At 64.4% G+C, this 15,144-nt stretch carries 12 protein-coding genes; 10 read left to right on the top strand and 2 right to left on the bottom strand.

Features of this window, described 5'->3' with window-relative positions:
* Positions 1 to 22: 22 nt before the first annotated feature.
* Positions 23 to 313 (bottom strand): 4a-hydroxytetrahydrobiopterin dehydratase, encoded by a 291-nt coding sequence (locus ASD04_RS10480; protein WP_056256209.1) that lies wholly within the window; start codon positions 311 to 313, stop codon positions 23 to 25.
* Positions 314 to 537: 224 nt separating this feature from the next.
* On the opposite strand from ASD04_RS10480, the gene ASD04_RS10485 reads away from it, so the two are divergent.
* The 3 genes from ASD04_RS10485 to ASD04_RS10495 all read left to right on the top strand — a co-directional run bounded on the left by ASD04_RS10485 (position 538) and on the right by ASD04_RS10495 (position 5,065).
* On the top strand, positions 538 to 1,731 hold the full coding sequence (locus ASD04_RS10485) for an ABC transporter substrate-binding protein (RefSeq protein WP_056256211.1): 1,194 nt from the start codon (positions 538 to 540) through the stop codon (positions 1,729 to 1,731).
* A 165-nt stretch (positions 1,732 to 1,896) separates the two neighbouring features.
* On the top strand, positions 1,897 to 4,179 hold the full coding sequence (locus tag ASD04_RS10490; protein ID WP_056256214.1) for an EAL domain-containing protein: 2,283 nt from the start codon (positions 1,897 to 1,899) through the stop codon (positions 4,177 to 4,179).
* Positions 4,180 to 4,312: 133 nt separating this feature from the next.
* Complete coding sequence (locus ASD04_RS10495; protein WP_156461203.1) at positions 4,313 to 5,065, top strand: acyl-homoserine-lactone synthase; 753 nt, start codon at positions 4,313 to 4,315, stop codon at positions 5,063 to 5,065.
* Positions 5,066 to 5,074: 9 nt separating this feature from the next.
* Here the strand turns inward: ASD04_RS10495 and ASD04_RS10500 are convergent, their stop codons facing one another.
* Positions 5,075 to 5,785 (bottom strand): FadR/GntR family transcriptional regulator, encoded by a 711-nt coding sequence (locus tag ASD04_RS10500; protein WP_200940254.1) that lies wholly within the window; start codon positions 5,783 to 5,785, stop codon positions 5,075 to 5,077.
* A gap of 157 nt (positions 5,786 to 5,942) precedes the next feature.
* Between ASD04_RS10500 and ASD04_RS10505 the strand changes: the two genes are divergently transcribed.
* The 7 genes from ASD04_RS10505 to araD all read left to right on the top strand — a co-directional run bounded on the left by ASD04_RS10505 (position 5,943) and on the right by araD (position 15,132).
* Entirely contained in the window at positions 5,943 to 7,139 is a 1,197-nt protein-coding gene (locus ASD04_RS10505; protein ID WP_280137674.1) for a mandelate racemase/muconate lactonizing enzyme family protein, read from the top strand.
* 266 nt (positions 7,140 to 7,405) lie between these two features.
* A complete protein-coding gene (locus ASD04_RS10510; RefSeq protein ID WP_056256219.1) occupies positions 7,406 to 8,914 on the top strand; it encodes an ABC transporter substrate-binding protein in 1,509 nt (502 codons plus the stop codon).
* A gap of 68 nt (positions 8,915 to 8,982) precedes the next feature.
* Positions 8,983 to 9,897 carry an ABC transporter permease gene (locus ASD04_RS10515; protein WP_056256221.1) on the top strand — a complete coding sequence of 305 codons (915 nt, stop codon included), beginning with the start codon at positions 8,983 to 8,985 and terminating at the stop codon, positions 9,895 to 9,897.
* A 10-nt stretch (positions 9,898 to 9,907) separates the two neighbouring features.
* Positions 9,908 to 10,834 carry an ABC transporter permease gene (locus ASD04_RS10520; protein WP_244488297.1) on the top strand — a complete coding sequence of 309 codons (927 nt, stop codon included), beginning with the start codon at positions 9,908 to 9,910 and terminating at the stop codon, positions 10,832 to 10,834.
* On the top strand, positions 10,827 to 12,437 hold the full coding sequence (locus ASD04_RS10525; RefSeq protein WP_056256226.1) for an ABC transporter ATP-binding protein: 1,611 nt from the start codon (positions 10,827 to 10,829) through the stop codon (positions 12,435 to 12,437). The genes ASD04_RS10520 and ASD04_RS10525 overlap by 8 nt, the downstream gene beginning before the upstream one ends.
* On the top strand, positions 12,437 to 13,387 hold the full coding sequence (locus ASD04_RS10530) for a 2-hydroxyacid dehydrogenase (RefSeq protein WP_056256228.1): 951 nt from the start codon (positions 12,437 to 12,439) through the stop codon (positions 13,385 to 13,387). Before ASD04_RS10525 ends, ASD04_RS10530 begins: the two co-directional genes overlap by 1 nt.
* On the top strand, positions 13,384 to 15,132 hold the full coding sequence (gene araD, locus ASD04_RS10535; RefSeq protein ID WP_056256232.1) for an L-arabinonate dehydratase: 1,749 nt from the start codon (positions 13,384 to 13,386) through the stop codon (positions 15,130 to 15,132). The genes ASD04_RS10530 and araD overlap by 4 nt, the downstream gene beginning before the upstream one ends.
* The last annotated feature ends 12 nt before the right edge of the window (positions 15,133 to 15,144 follow it).

A 15,144-nucleotide genomic window follows, 5' to 3' on the forward strand; every position in this document is an offset into this window, starting at 1 on the left:
GGAAGCGCGACCAATAAAGCCGCTAGATCAGCAGCTTGTCGATGGCTTGCGCCAATGCGATGTCCCTGGCGCTGATGCCGCCGGCATCGTGGGTCGAGAGGCGGATGGTGACGCTGTCGTAGCTGTTGGACCAGTCGGGGTGGTGGCCGGCCTTTTCGGCCGCCAGCGCCACGCGGGTCATGAAGCCGAAGGCCTCGGAAAAGTCCTTGAACTTGAAGACCCGCTCGATGGCGTCGGCTGCCTCGTCGTAAATCCAGCCGCTGAGGCCATGCAGGCCCTCTTCCCGTTCCGTGTCGCTCAGTTTTTCAACCATGATCCACCTCTTCAATCCCGGCGCAGCCTGGACCGGCAAAACGACGCTTCCGTGGCGGCGTTAACGCGCTGGCAAGCAGTTTGGCCGCAGCCTGAAATCCCTAACCTGGATCGGCGTGACAAGGCCTCAATGGCCGGCAGCCGGACAGGGTCATTTCAGATCCGCGAGCGGGAGGACGTGCGCTGATTTGGACCAAACGACTTGGCGCCCTGGCGCTGGCTTCCATGCTGGTGGCTTCCACCGCCGGCGCCGCCGAGCTTGTCGTCTATCACAACTGGGCATCGCCGGCCGAACTGGCCGCACTCAACGTGCTGCGCGACGGGCTGGAAGAACAGGGCCATAGCTGGGTGCCGCTGGCCATTCCGCACGATGCCAATGGCGATATCGACGTGCTGCAGCTGATCAGCGCCGGGGCGACGCCCAATGTCTTCCTGCAATTGCAGCCCGACATCTATCGCGCGCTCGATGCCGACGGCAAAGTGCTGCATCTGGACGAACAGCTCGCCGCCAGCGGCGTGCTCGAACAATTGCCACCGGTGGTGCGCAGCGCCATCACCGTCGACGGCGCCATCGTCAAGATCCCGGCGACCATCCATGCCGACGCCATGATCTACTACAATCGTGCCGTGGCCGACGCCGCGGGCATCGACCCGGAGGCCTGGACCTCGCTCGAGGATATGTGGGCCGATTTCGACGCGGTGCGCGCCGCGGGTTTCCGGCCCATCGCTCTGGGCGCCCAGCCCTGGCAGGTCGGCTATCTGCTGCATGCCCTGGTGGCCAGCCTTGGCGGTCCCGGTGTCTATGCCGGGCTTTATGGCGAGGTCACCGATCCGGCCGTGCTCTACGATGCCAGCCTGCTCGATGTCTTTGCCTGGTTGCGGCGCTTTCAGCAGCAGGCCGATACCGAAGCGGTGCCGCGCGACTGGAACATGGCCACCAATATGGTGATCAAGGGCGAGGCGCTGTTGCAATTGCAAGGCGACTGGATGAAGGGGGAGTGGCGAGCCGCGGGCAAGAGCGAGACGAGCGATTTCGGCTGCCTCTTCGTGCCGGGTGCGGCCCATGTGCCGGTCACGATCGACAGCTGGGGCCTGCTGGGGGGTGTTTCGCCCGAAATCGAAGCGGCCGAACGCAGCTTTGCCGATGTGCTGCTCGATGCCGACGTGCAGGCCCGCTTTGCGGCGGCCAAGGGGTCCACCCCGGTCCGGCCGGATGCGCGCGCGGGCATCGATTCCTGTTCGAAAAAGGTGCTGGAGGCACTCAATCGGGGCGATTTCGCCTTGCCCACCCCGCATTTGACCGCATTGCCGGCCTGGGTCGCGGCGGTGTGGACGGTTGCCAACACCTATTGGAACGATCCGACCATGACCCCTGCCGATGGCGTAGCGGCGCTCAAGGCGGCGCAAACAGCTTTCTAGCGCCGCCAAGCCGTGGAAAGTCATTAAGCGGATATTCACCCTGCTATCGGGAATTTTCGCAACCCCGGGGGCCGTCAAGCCCGTTTCAAGGCGTTCTTAAGGGCTTTTGGGGTTTCTATACCGGCTAACCAGGGGAACCATGTGTTTACCTCAGCGCGAAAGACAATGCCGGCAATCGATTACGTGTCGATTATCCGCTCGGTCTATGGTGACCGACGCGCGATGTTGGGCGGCAGCGTGGCGAGCGCCATCGCGTCGTGGCTGACCGCCTTCAAGACCGACTCGCTGGCCCTCTACATTGTCAGCGTCGCCTTCGTGGTCATCGGGCTCATCCGCTATGCCAACATGCGCGCCTTCTGGCGCGCGGCGATGAACAATGAAGACGCCATGGCTGCCGAGGAGTGGGAAAATCGCGCCGTGATCTATGGCGGCCTGCTGGCGCTGGTCTACGGCATGTGGTGCCTGATCTCGATGGCGGTGGTCAAGGATCCCTTTGCCGAACTGGCCAGTGCCTCCATTTCCATCGCCGTCATGGTCGGCATTGTGGCGCGCAACTTCGGCCTCGACCGGCTGGTCACCATCCAGATGCTGCTGGTCATCGTGCCGCTTTCGGCCGGCTATGCGCTGCATGGCGATGTGTACCACGCTATCCTTGCCGGCTTGCTGGGCATCATGCTGGCGAGTTTCCGTAAGCTGGCGGCCGACGTTCGCTCTATCCTGCTGAGTGCAGTGCATGGGCGGGTCGAGGCGTCGCGCCTTGCCGCCGAACTCGACATGGCGATGACCACGCTCGAACACGGCTTGTGCATGCTCGACGAGCGCGGCGTTATTTCGGTCGCCAATGAGCGCGCGGTGCGCTTGTTCAGCCTCATGGGCCTGCCCGAACTGCTCGGCCGGCCGGTGAGTTCGGTGCTTGGCGCGCTGGGCGACAGCGGTGTGCTGCCGCGCACGGCGGTCGACCGCCTGCTCGATGTCATCGGCAAGCATATGTCGGGCAAGGTCCTGCTCTGCCTGCCCGCTGGGCGCTATTACGAAGTCTCGGTGAGCGCGCGCGACGAAACCACGGTGCTGCTGTTCGAAGACATCAGCGAGCGCGTTGCTTCGGAAGAGCGCATCAATTTCATGGCGCGCCACGATACGCTGACCGCCCTGCCCAACCGGACCTATTTCGGCGAATTGGCCACCGAGGACATGGAAGCCCGTCGCTTCGCGGGGGCGCAGCCCCGCCTGGTGTCGCTGATGATCATCGACATCGACGACTTCAAGCATGTCAACGACACGTTCGGCCACATCGTGGGCGACGAGCTACTGATGCAGGTGGCGAACCGCCTGCGCCAGGCGCTGCCGGCCGAGGCCGTACTGGCGCGGCTGGGCGGCGATGAATTCGTCATCTATCGCGGTGCGGTGGGCGATGCGGCCCAGGCTCAGGCCGACGCCGCAGCCATCCTCACCGCCTTTGCCGCGCCGTTCCGGCTCGATGGCCTGACGCTGTCGGTCGCGGTCAGCATCGGGCTGGCTACCAGCGCCATCGCCGCCGAGACGCTCGACGACCTGATGACCAAGGCCGACCTGGCGCTCTATTCGGCCAAGGGCGACGGCAAGGCGCGCAGCCAGCTGTTCCACGCCCAGATGGATATCGACTACCACTACCGCCAGCGGCTCAAGACCGACCTGCGCCAGGCGGTGCAGGAAGGCGTCCTGTCGCTTGCCTTCCAGCCGTTGCTCGACATCGCCACCCGCCGGGTGGTGACCTGTGAAGCGCTGGCGCGCTGGAATCATCCCGAACTGGGCCCGATTCCGCCATCCACCTTCATTCCGCTCGCCGAGGAAATGGGCCTCATCTCCGACATCACCGCCTGGGTGATCGATCGCGCCACGGCCCAGTGCAGCCAATGGCCGGGCGAGGTGGGCGTGGCCGTAAATATCTCGGCGCGGGACTTCCGCGGCATCGACCTCTGCAAGCTGGTGGAGGACGGGCTGGCCAAGTCCGGGCTCGATCCGGCGCGCCTGGAAATCGAGGTCACCGAGACCGCCGTCATCGAAGAGCGCGAAATTGCCCATCGCGTGCTGAGCGACCTGGCCGCCAAGGGCATCGCCATCGCACTCGACGATTTCGGCACCGGCTACTCGTCCCTGAGCTATCTCAACGCACTGCCCTTCACCAAGCTCAAGATCGACCGGTCCTTCGTGGCCGACATCGCCACCAACCCGCGTTCGCTGCGGCTGCTGGCCAATGTGGCCCGGCTGGGGCGCGATCTCGACCTCACCGTGATTGCAGAAGGCGTCGAGACCGAGGAGCAACTCAACACCATGCTGGCGCATACCGAAATCCAGCAAGTGCAGGGGTATTTTTTCAGCCGGCCGCTGCCGGAGCGCGATATTGGCGAGTTGATCGGCCGTCTCAACGCCGCCCAGGGCGCGCCGAAGGCAAAGCTTCGGCATGGTTAATCCCGGTTAACATTTTGTAAACGAAGATTAATTCGGCCTCGTCCGGTCCGTCGGCCGGGTGGGGCGTCATTTTTCCCAATGCCTGCATGCCTAACAAAAGCTTAATATCCCCTTGATTAGGGGACTTTTGGTAATGAGTGCTGCATCCCAGGCAAGTGCAACCTCCCGTTTCGCGCTGACTCTCATCGACTTGCTCGACCGCGTCCAATATCGGCGGGTGTCGGTGGAGGAGCAATTCGACGCCGTCTACCGGCTGCGCTACGAAGCGTATCGGCGGGAAGAATTCATTCCGATAAACTCGCAGCAACTGACGCGCGACAGCTATGATGACGCGAGCAATTGTCATTGCTTCGGCGTCTATATCGATGACCAACTGGTCAGCTCGATCCGGCTGCATATCGCCACTGAAGCGAACCCGACATCGCCGAGCGCGGCCATCTGGCCCGATGTGCTGGGCGACATTATCCGCAAGGGTGGCAGCTATATCGATCCCAGCCGCTTCACCGCCGACCACGATGCGTCGCTGGCCTTTCCGGCCCTGCCATATCTCACGCTGCGCACCGCGGTCATGGCTTGCGCGCATTTCAACGCGACCTATTGCATTTCTTCGGTCCGGCCCGAGCATGTCGCCTTCTATCGGCGTGTCTTCGGTTCCGAACAGCTGGCCGGCGAAGGCTACTGGGGCGAGTTGACCTTTCCGGTGTGCCTCTACGCCTCCTATATCCCGGTCATGCTGCCCCGCGTGCTCCACCGCTACCCGTTCTTTGACTCGACGGAAGAGGAACGCAAAGCCATGTTCGACACGCGTTCGCAGGGTGGCATCGTGATGCCGACGGCCCGGATCGCGCAGCGCCTGCGGCAGCTTGACGCCAGGGAAACGGCCTGACCGTTCAGCTCAGGCGGGTTGAGCCAGATCACCGTGCAGAAGCTGGCGGTAGCGCCGCTGGCTGCCGCGAACGTGGATCCGCATCGCTTCGCGTGCTGCTGCCTCGTCGCCCGCCGAGATGGCATAGGCGATGGCCCGGTGTTCCTCGATGATCATGTCCAGGTAGCCCTGGCGCATGATTTCGGGAATGGCGCTGGCGCCAAGCAGGTCGAGCAGTTCCACGAAACGCCGGTTATTGGTGGCGGCGGCGATGGCGCGGTGGAACGCGAAGTCGGCCCCGGTGGAGGAGCCGCCATCGGCGATCTGGCTCACCAGGGCCTTATGGGCTGCGACTATGGCCTCTTCCTGGGCCGGTGAGCGCCGCAAGGCTGCCAGGCCCGCGGCCTCGACCTCGACCGCCGCCCGCAGTTCCAGCGTTTCCAGGATCGAGGATACGCGCGCGACATCGAGCGCGCCGAAGGGCGAGGCTGGTGCCATGCGGGAGGTGACGAAGACGCCGGCGCCCTGCTGGGGTTCGACCAGCCCATCTGCCTGGAGGCCGGCAATGGCTTCGCGAACCACCGTGCGGCTGACCTGGTAGCGTTCCGCAAGCTCGGCCTGCGACGGCAACTTGTCGCCGACAGCATATTGCCCGGCCAGGATCGCACCGCGCAGCTCGCCGATGATGCGCTTGACAAGGCTGCCGCGGGCGCGCCGCACGATTAGCGTTGCTGTCGTCAAGAAGGATGCTCCCAGTGTCGGGTCTCGCACACTTGTACCGTGCAAAGTGCCCGGCTGAAAAGGGAATATCCAAACATATATGATAACTATTGACGAGTTGGCGCCAAGTCACCTAGCTTCCGGCCAGCGAAGGGCATGCCCAGCCTTGGAGGATCAGTTGAAGATTTCACTCGTCGAGAATGTTTCCATCCCCACCAACCCGCCCTTGGCCGGGCTGGCAATCGGCCCGGCGACGCAGGACGCCGTGACCGAAGTCAAGCTGTCGCTGGTGATGCTGCCTTTGGCCGAGCCGATCAGCGACGCCAAGGTGCTGACGGGGCGGCAGAAGCCGTTGACCGAGGTCGCCATGCTGTTTGCCGAGATTTCGAGCCGGGAAGGCCATCAGGGCGTCGGCTTCAGCTATTCCAAGCGTGCCGGCGGACGTGGCATGTTTGCCCATGCCAGGGAAGTGGCCGACGCCCTGCTTGGCGAAGATCCCAACGATATCGCGCGGCTCTGGGACAAGTTGATCTGGGCGGGGGCATCGGTCGGCCGGAGTGGCCTGGCCACCCAGGCCATCGCCGCCATGGACAACGCACTGTGGGACATGAAGGCCAAGCGGGCCGGCCTGCCGCTGGCCAAGCTGCTGGGCGCGCGCCGCGATGCCGTGCGCACCTACAATACGTCGGGCGGGTTCCTGTCGACGCCGCTCGAAAAGCTGCTCGAAAACTGTACGGTCTCGGTCCGGAACGGCATTGGCGGCATCAAGATCAAGGTTGGCCAGCCCGATCCGATGATCGATCTCAAGCGGCTCGAGGCCGTTCGCAACCATCTCGGGCCCGATGTGCCGCTGATGGTGGATGCGAACCAGCAATGGGACCGGCCGACGGCGCAACGGGTGGGCCGCGTGCTGGAGCAGCTCAACCTGGTCTGGATCGAGGAGCCGCTCGATGCCTATGACGTGGAAGGCCACGCCATGCTGGCGGCCCAGCTCGATACGCCCATCGCCTCGGGCGAGATGCTGACCAGCGTTGCCGAGCACCGGGCGCTGATCGAGCATAATGCGGTCGACTTCATCCAGCCCGATGCCGGGCGGGTGGGCGGCATTACGCAGTTCCTCAAGATCGCTGCGGCGGCCGAGCAGAAATATCTCAAGATGGCGCCGCATTTCGCCATGGAAATCCATATCCATCTGGCAGCTGCCTATGCCCACGAGGCCTGGGTGGAGCATTTCGACTGGCTTGATCCGCTGTTCAACGAGCGGCTCGAAACGTCAGGCGGCAATATGGTGGTGCCGAACCGTCCGGGGCTGGGCTTCACTATCAGCGAGCAGGCCCGCGCCTGGACCGTCGAGTCCGCTATCATCAGAAAGTAGCATCTCGATCCGCCGCCGCACTTGCCACGACAAGCGGGTGCACCGTGCCGGGATGCAAGGAGTAAAGCCCCGCAAAAGCGGGGTTTTTCTTTGCCAGCACCGGGCTGCGGGACCACGACTCGACGCGGTGAAGCCGGGTTCCGGAGTGCCTTGCGTCTAAAATTGTAATATATTAGTGTTGCAGTGGGTCGAGAGCGCGGAAGCGACATTGCACAGACGACGGCCCGCAATCGGGCGTCGTTCGGATGCCTTGTGGAGGAAAATCGATGAAGCTATCCAACCTTGCTTGGGCAATGATGGTGTCTGCCGTGGCCATTGTGCCGGCGGCGGCCCAGGACAATCAATCGGTAAACGTCGTTCTGACCGAAGTGCTCGATGTGATCGAGCCGTGCATGGCCGCCCGTTCCGACGTAGGCCGCGTGGTCCTGCAGAATATCAATGAAACCCTGACCGAATACGCTCCGGCCGAGTCGGCGCTGAAACCGCGCCTGGCGACCGAATGGAGCCAGATCGACGAGGACACCTGGGAATTCAAGCTGCGTGAAGGCGTCAAGTTCCATGACGGCTCGGCGTTCGATCCGGCCGACATTGCCTTCTCGATCGATCGCAACAAGAATGCGGCGCTCGGTTGCGAGACCGGCGGCAAGTATTTCGGCGGCATGGAATTCACCACCGAGGCCATCGACGACACGACCATCCAGATCACCAGCACTCCGGCATCGCCCATCCTGCCGCTGCTGCTTTCGGTCATGCCGATCCAGCCCGAAAGCGACCCTGCCGACACGTTCACCACCAACCCCATCGGTACCGGACCCTATAAGCTGGTGAGCTGGGATGTGGGGCAGAGCCTGGTGGTCGAACGCAATCCCGACTATTGGGGCGAGCAGCCGGTCGTGACCGGCGCCACCTATGTCTTCCGCACCGACGCGGCCGTGGCCGCGGCCATGGTGCAGGCCGGTGAAGCCGATATCGCGCCCAATATCGCGGTGCAGGACGCCACCAACCCGGATACCGATTTCAGCTATCCGAACTCCGAAATGTCGGCCCTGCGTATCGATTCCATGCTGCCGCCCTTCAACGATCGCCGCGTTCGCGAGGCGCTGAATCTGGCCATCGATCGCGATGCCATGATCGGCACCATCTTCGCTGCCGGTGTCGAGAAGGCCACCCAGCAGGTGCCGCCCAGCACCATCGGTTTCAACCACGATCTGCAGCCCTGGCCTTATGATCCCGACCGCGCCCGTGCGCTGCTTGCCGAGGCCAAGGCCGATGGCGTGCCGGTCGATACCGAGATCGAGATGATCGGCCGTATCAACATCTATCCGAATGCGACCGAAGTGATGGAAGGCATCCAGTCCATGCTGCTCGATGTCGGCTTCAACGCCACGCTGCAGATGTATGATGTCGGCGAGTGGAACCGCTACTTCGTCAAGCCCTTCCCCGAGCCGCGTGCGCCCAACCTGGTGCAGGTCCAGCACGACAATGCCAAGGGCGATCCGGTCTTCACCGCCTTCGTGAAGCACCATACCGACGGTAGCCATTCGGCCATGTCGGTGCCCGAGGTCGATGACCTCATCACCCGCGCAACCGCCGCCAGCGGCGACGAGCGCAAGGCGCTCTGGGAAGAGATGTTCGCCAAGGTGAATGACGAATATATCGCCGACGTGCCGCTGTTCTACATGGTCGGCTTCTCCCGCGTCGGCCCGCGCCTCGACTTCAAGCCCACCATCGCCACCAACAGCGAACTGCAGCTGGCCCAGATCGGCTTCAAGTAAAATCAACCTCCCTGCCCGGGGACGGCTATGCTGTCCCCGGGATATTCCTGACCAAACTGGAGCACCTCATGGGTCGCTTTGTCCTCAAGCGGAGCCTGTTCAGCCTGGTCTCCCTGTTCGGGCTGCTGGTGCTCGTTTTCTTCCTCTCGCGGCTGACGGGCGATCCGGCGGCGCTCTACCTGCCGGTCGATGCCCCGCAAAGCGTGCGCGACGCCTTCCGTGAGGCGCGGGGCCTCAACGATCCGCTGATCTCCCAGTTCGGCGATTTCCTGTTCAACCTGGCGCAATTCGACTTCGGCGATTCCCTGCGCCGCCAGCGTCCCGCCTTCGACGTGGTGATGGAAGCCTTTCCCTGGACGCTTGGGCTGGCCGGGCTGACCATGGCCCTGGTGCTGTCGGGCGCCGTGGTGCTGGGTGCGCTGGCCGCCATCAAGGTAGGCGGCGTGTTCGATCGCATTTCCTCGGTCATTTCGCTGGCTGCGGCCAGCGCCCCCGATTTCTGGCTCGCGCTCATGGCCATCTTCATCTTTGCCGTCGGGCTGGGCTGGGTGCCGACATCGGGCACCGGCACACCCTGGCACTGGATTCTGCCGGTGGCCGTGCTGTTCGTGCGGCCATTCGGGCTGGTGCTGCAGGTGGTGCGCAGTTCGATGATCACCGCTTTGTCCTCGGCCTATGTCAAGACGGCCCGCGCCAAGGGCGTCAAGCAGCGCGCCATCACCTTCGTCCATGCCCTGCGCAACGCCATGCTGCCTGTCATCACCGTGGCCGGCGACCAGGCGGCGGGCCTGCTCAATGGGGCGGTGGTGGTGGAGTCCGTCTTCGGCTTTCCCGGCGTGGGGAAGCTGATGATCGACTCCATCCTGCAGCGCGATTTCACCGTCGTCCTCGCGGCCATCATGGTCACCTCGCTGGCCATCTTCACCATGAACCTGCTGATCGACCTGGCCTATGCGCTGCTCGATCCGCGCATCCGGTACTGAGCCCATGACCATGACCCAAACCGGTATCAATGGCGCTCCGGCCAAATCACCCCCGAAACTGCCGACCTGGCTCGGCCTGCTGCTGGCCGACAAGTTCGCCACGGTCGCCGTGATCTTTCTCTGTCTCGTCGCCATCGCCGCCCTGATCGGGCCGGCGCTGCTGGACGGGGTGGCCAGCAAGGTCGCCTTCCGCGGCCGCAACCTGGCGCCGTTCCAGCTCGATCACGGCTGGCTGATGATCCTGGGTTCGGACAGCCTGGGGCGGCCTATCCTGGCCCGCATCATCGTCGCGGCACAGAATACCATGATGATCGCCGCCTTCACCGTGGTCGCCGCCTCCTGTATCGGCGCAGCCCTGGGGCTGGTCGCCGGCTATTCGCGGAAATTCCTGTCCGACGCCATCCTGCGGCTGGCCGACGTCATCATGAGCTTTCCCTCGCTGCTGCTGGCGGTGATCGTGCTCTACATGCTCGAGCCGGCGGTCGGAAACCTGGTGATCGTGCTCGCCATCACCCGCATCCCGGTCTATTTGCGCACCACGCGAGCCGAGGTGCTGGAAATTCGCGAGCGCATGTTCGTGCAGGCCGCCAAGGTCATGGGCGCTTCGTCCTGGCGCATCGCCTTCGTGCATATCCTGCCCATGGTGCTGCCGACGCTGCTGACCATAGCGACGCTCGATTTCGCCTTCGTCATGCTGGCGGAAAGCTCGCTGAGCTTTCTCGGCATCGGTATCCAGCCGCCCGAAGTCACCTGGGGCCTGATGGTCGCCCAGGGCCGGCCCTACATGAACCAGGCCTGGTGGCTGAGCTTCTGGCCGGGCCTGTTCATCGTGCTGACGGCGATGTCGCTGAACCTGGTTTCCAACTGGCTGCGCATCGTGCTCGACCCCACCCAGCGCTGGCGCCTCGAAAAGCGCAGGGAGACGACCAATGGCTGAGCATGTCCTCGAGGTCAGGGACCTCTCGGTGGAGTTTCACACGGCAGGCAAGGTGGTCGAGGCTGTCCGTAATGTCAGCTTCCACCTCGATCGGGGCGAGACGCTCGCCATCCTGGGCGAAAGCGGGTCGGGCAAGTCCGTCTCGGCTTCTGCCGTCATGGACCTGATCGATTGCCCGCCGGGCCGGATCACGTCCGGGGCCATCACCTATCGCGGCGAAGACCTGCTCCACATGCCGGCCGGCAAGAGGCGAGAGATCAATGGCCGCAAGATCGCGATGATCTTCCAGGATCCGCTGGCCCATCTCAATCCGGTCTATCCGGTGGGCTGGCAGATTGCCGAGGCCATGCGCGTCCACGGCATGCCGGCAGGCGATGCCAGGCGCCGCGCCATCGCGCTGATGGAAAGGGTGGGCATCCGCGATGCCGAGCAGCGGGCCAAGGCCTATCCGCATCAGTTTTCCGGCGGCCAGCGGCAGCGGCTGATGATCGCCATGGCGCTGGGCTATGACCCGGACGTGCTGATCGCCGACGAGCCGACCACCGCACTCGACGTCACCGTGCAGCTGCAAATCCTGCGCCTGCTGCAGGAACTGCGCGACGAGACCGGCATGGGCCTGCTGCTCATCACCCACGATCTGGGCGTGGTAGCGGAAATGGCCGACCGGGCTATCGTTATGAATGCCGGCGAAGTGGTGGAGACGGGGGCGGTGCGCGATGTGCTCAAGCATCCGAGCCACGCCTATACGCAAAAGCTCATTGCCGCCGTACCCGGGCAGGGCAGCATTCGTCACAGCGCCATTGGCGTTGCCGAACCGATCCTTTCGGTGCGCAATCTCAACAAGCATTTCGGCGCCTATCATGCGCTGCGCGATGTGAGTTTCGACCTGCGGGCGGGGGAAACCGTCGCCATTGTCGGGGAATCGGGTTCGGGCAAATCCACCACCGCTCGCGCCATCGTGCGGCTCGATGATGCCGATTCGGGCAGCGTCCACTATGGCGGGCGCGACCTCTGTGCGCTCAGCGACAAGGAGATGTTCCTGCTCCGCCGCGATATCCAGATGGTGTTCCAGGACCCCACCCAGTCGCTCAATCCGCGCATGAGCGTGTTCCAGATCATTTCCGAGGCCTGGCGCATCCATGCCGACATCGTACCGCGGGGCCAGTGGCGCGAGCGGGTACTCGAACTGCTCGACCTGGTCGGGTTGCAGCCCGAGCATGCCGACCGCTATCCGCATCAGTTCTCCGGCGGGCAGCGCCAGCGCATCGCCATTGCCCGGGCCCTGGCCATGCAGCCGCGCATCATCATCTGCGACGAGGCGGTGTCGGCGCTCGACGTGTCGGTACAGTCCCAGGTCATCAGGCTGCTCGACAGCCTGCGCGACCGGCTGGGCGTTGCCTTCATCTTCATCGCGCATGACCTGCCCGTGGTCCGCGATTTCGCCGATCGGGTCGTGGTGATGAAGGAAGGCGTGATCGTCGAGGAAGGCGACGTCGTCCAGATATTCGAAGCGCCCGTCCACGCCTATACGCAGGCGCTGCTGGCGGCCAGCCTCGAGGCCGATCCCGACCAGCGCGGCAAGCATCAAAGCGAGTCCGCGTGATGGATCAGCGCATCGACATACTCGTCGTCCAGCCCATCCTGCCGGCCCAGATGCAGCAGCTGGAAGCGGCCTATCGGCTGCATCACTATCATTCGTCCACCGACAAGGTTGCCATGGTGCGCGATATCGGCAGCCAGGTCAGGGGTGTCGTCACCACCGGCGGCAAGGGCTTTCCGGCCGGGCTGCTGGGGCAGTTGCCGGCGCTCGAAATCGTCGCCTCGTCCGGCGTCGGCACCGACAGCATTGCCGTCGAGGCCTGCCAGGCGCGCGACGTCGCGGTGACCAATACGCCCGATGTACTCAATGACGACGTGGCCGATCTGGGCATCGGGCTGGTCATCGCCGCGCTGCGCCAGATGCCGCAGGGACACGACTATGTCCGCTCCGGCGACTGGGCGCGGCAGGGCATGATGAATTTCACCACCACGCTGACCGGCAAGGTGCTGGGCATTGTCGGCCTCGGCCGTATCGGAAGGGAAGTGGCGGATCGGGCAAAGGCCCTCAAGATGCGCGTTGCCTATACCGGCCGGCGGCCGCAGGCGGTCGACTATGATTATCACGCCAGCGTCGAGGACCTTGCCCGGGCTTCCGACGTATTGGTGCTGACCTGTCCGGGCGGCGAAGAGACCCGCGGGCTGATCGGCGCCAGGGAGCTGGCCGCGCTCGGGCCGGACGGCTGGCTGGTCAATATTTCGCGCGGCAGCGTCGTCGACGAGAAGGCGCTGATCGCCGCGCTCGGCAGCGGCGGTATCCGCGGCGCCGGGCTCGACGTTTATGCCGACGAACCCAATGTCGATCCGGCCTTGGCCCGGCTGCCCAATGTCGTTCTCTATCCGCACCATTCGAGCGGGAGTCTCGAAACCCGAAGCCGGATGAGCCAGCTCGTCGTCGATAACCTGGCGGCCCACTTTTCCGGCCGCCCTCTCATCACACCCCTGAGCCCGCCATGACCTCACCCCATCCCAAGACCAAGAAGCCGGAAGATTTGCGTTCCGCGCGGTGGTTCGCGCCCGATGACCTGCGCAGTTTCGGCCATCGCTCGCGCATCATGCAGATGGGCTACGCACCCGACGACTGGGTGGGCAAGCCGATCATCGCGATCATGAACACCTGGTCCGACCTCAATCCTTGCCACTCCCATTTCAAGCAGCGCGTCGAAGACGTGAAGCGCGGCGTGCTGCAGGCCGGTGGCTTCCCGGTCGAAATGCCGGCGGTGACCCTGTCCGAGAGCTTCATGAAGCCCACGACCATGCTCTACCGGAACCTGCTGGCCATGGAAGTGGAGGAGCAGTTGCGCTCCCATCCGGTGGATGGCGTGGTGCTGATGGGCGGCTGCGACAAGACCACGCCGGCATTGATCATGGGCGGGCTGTCGGCCGGGCTGCCGATGATCTACCTGCCGGCCGGGCCGATGCTGCGCGGCAATTATGCCGGCCAGCAACTGGGCTCGGGCTCGGACGGCTGGAAATACTGGGACGAGCGCCGCGCCGGCAATATCACCGACCAGCAATGGCTGGGCGTTGAGGCGGGCATCGCCCGCTCGCATGGCCATTGCATGACCATGGGCACCGCCTCCACCATGACGGCGATCGCCGACGCGATGGGCCTGACGCTGCCGGGCGCCTCCTCGATCCCGGCGCCCGATGCCAACCACATCCGCATGGCCGCCGCATGCGGCCGGCGCATCGTCGACATGGTCTGGGAGGAGATGACGCCGGAGAGGATCGTCACCGCCGCCTCGGTGCGCAATGCCGGCGTGGTGGCGATGGCGACCGGCTGCTCCACCAATGCAGTGGTGCATCTGCTGGCCATGGCGCGCCGCGCCCAGGTGGATTTCACGCTGGATGACCTCGATGCGCTGGGGCGCACCACCCCGCTGATCGCCAATGTCCGGCCCTCGGGCAAGGGCTATCTGATGGAGGACTTCTACTATGCCGGAGGCCTCTTGGGCCTGATGCGCAATCTGGGTGACAAGCTGGACCTCAGCGCGCTCACCGTATCGGGGCTGACGCTGGGCGAAGTGGTGGCCGATGCGCCGATCTACAATGACGATGTCATCCGGTCGCTCGACAACCCGGTCTACAAGGAGGGCTCGCTCGCCGTGCTGCGCGGCAACCTGGCGCCCGATGGCGCGGTGATCAAGCCGGCCGCCTGCGATCCGCGCTTCCATGTGCATCAGGGGCCGGCGCTGGTGTTCGACAGCTACCCGGAGATGAAGAAGGCGATCGACGATCCCGATCTCGATGTCACGCCGGACCATGTTCTCGTCCTGCGCAATGCCGGACCCTTGGGTGGGCCGGGTATGCCCGAATGGGGCATGATGCCCCTGCCGATCAAGCTGGTGAAGCAAGGCCATCGCGACATGCTGCGTATTTCCGATGCGCGCATGAGCGGCACCAGCTATGGCGCCTGCGTGCTGCATGTGTCGCCCGAGAGTTTTGTCGGCGGGCCGCTGGCTCTGCTGCGCACCGGCGACATCGTTTCCATCGACCTGCCCAACCGGCGCCTGGAAATGCTGGTCGACGCGGCAGAACTGGAAGCGCGCCGTGCCGCCTGGGTCAAGCCGCCCGAGCGCTTCGAACGCGGCTATGGCTGGATGTTCGCCAAGCATGTGAGCCAGGCCGACAAGGGGTGCGATTTCGACTACCTCGCGCCCAGCTTCGGCCGCACGGCCGGCGAACCCGACATTTTCTAACGGCGGAGATCA

The organism is Devosia sp. Root436 (genome assembly GCF_001426345.1).
Taxonomy (GTDB): domain Bacteria; phylum Pseudomonadota; class Alphaproteobacteria; order Rhizobiales; family Devosiaceae; genus Devosia.

What these genes read in the sequence shown, in the direction of transcription:
- ASD04_RS10480 (WP_056256209.1), bottom strand. Translation starts at nt 313, where the DNA reads ATGGTTGAAAAACTGAGCGACACGGAACGGGAAGAGGGCCTGCATGGC.
- ASD04_RS10485 (WP_056256211.1), top strand. Translation starts at nt 538, where the DNA reads ATGCTGGTGGCTTCCACCGCCGGCGCCGCCGAGCTTGTCGTCTATCAC.
- ASD04_RS10490 (WP_056256214.1), top strand. Translation starts at nt 1,897, where the DNA reads ATGCCGGCAATCGATTACGTGTCGATTATCCGCTCGGTCTATGGTGAC.
- ASD04_RS10495 (WP_156461203.1), top strand. Translation starts at nt 4,313, where the DNA reads ATGAGTGCTGCATCCCAGGCAAGTGCAACCTCCCGTTTCGCGCTGACT.
- ASD04_RS10510 (WP_056256219.1), top strand. Translation starts at nt 7,406, where the DNA reads ATGAAGCTATCCAACCTTGCTTGGGCAATGATGGTGTCTGCCGTGGCC.
- ASD04_RS10515 (WP_056256221.1), top strand. Translation starts at nt 8,983, where the DNA reads ATGGGTCGCTTTGTCCTCAAGCGGAGCCTGTTCAGCCTGGTCTCCCTG.
- ASD04_RS10520 (WP_244488297.1), top strand. Translation starts at nt 9,908, where the DNA reads ATGACCCAAACCGGTATCAATGGCGCTCCGGCCAAATCACCCCCGAAA.
- ASD04_RS10525 (WP_056256226.1), top strand. Translation starts at nt 10,827, where the DNA reads ATGGCTGAGCATGTCCTCGAGGTCAGGGACCTCTCGGTGGAGTTTCAC.
- ASD04_RS10530 (WP_056256228.1), top strand. Translation starts at nt 12,437, where the DNA reads ATGGATCAGCGCATCGACATACTCGTCGTCCAGCCCATCCTGCCGGCC.
- araD (WP_056256232.1), top strand. Translation starts at nt 13,384, where the DNA reads ATGACCTCACCCCATCCCAAGACCAAGAAGCCGGAAGATTTGCGTTCC.